The 206-nt window shown below is 57.8% G+C and carries 1 protein-coding gene; it reads left to right on the top strand.

Annotated features, from left to right (window positions below):
• Positions 1-206: hypothetical protein (locus IAE55_RS33670; protein WP_200634988.1), on the top strand; the 206-nt coding region annotated here is incomplete at both ends.

Below are 206 nucleotides of genomic sequence, written 5' to 3'. Positions count from 1 at the left end.
GCCAGGCGAGACGATCACCTATTCGCTGACCGTGACGAATTTGCGGGGCTTCCCACAGACGAATGTCGTACTGAGCGACGCCCTGCTGGGGCTAAGCGAGACAGTGGCCAGCCTGGCAGCCAATGAGACGATTACCCGGACAGTGATATTTACCGTTCCCGCGGATGCCGTGCCTGGCAGCATCATCCGAAATACGTTTATCGTCT

It is taken from the genome of Paenibacillus sp. S28 (genome assembly GCF_016624415.1).
Classification (GTDB): Bacteria; Bacillota; Bacilli; order Paenibacillales; family Paenibacillaceae; genus Paenibacillus_AQ; species Paenibacillus_AQ favisporus.
This window is presented reverse-complemented; position numbering and strand designations above follow the sequence as displayed.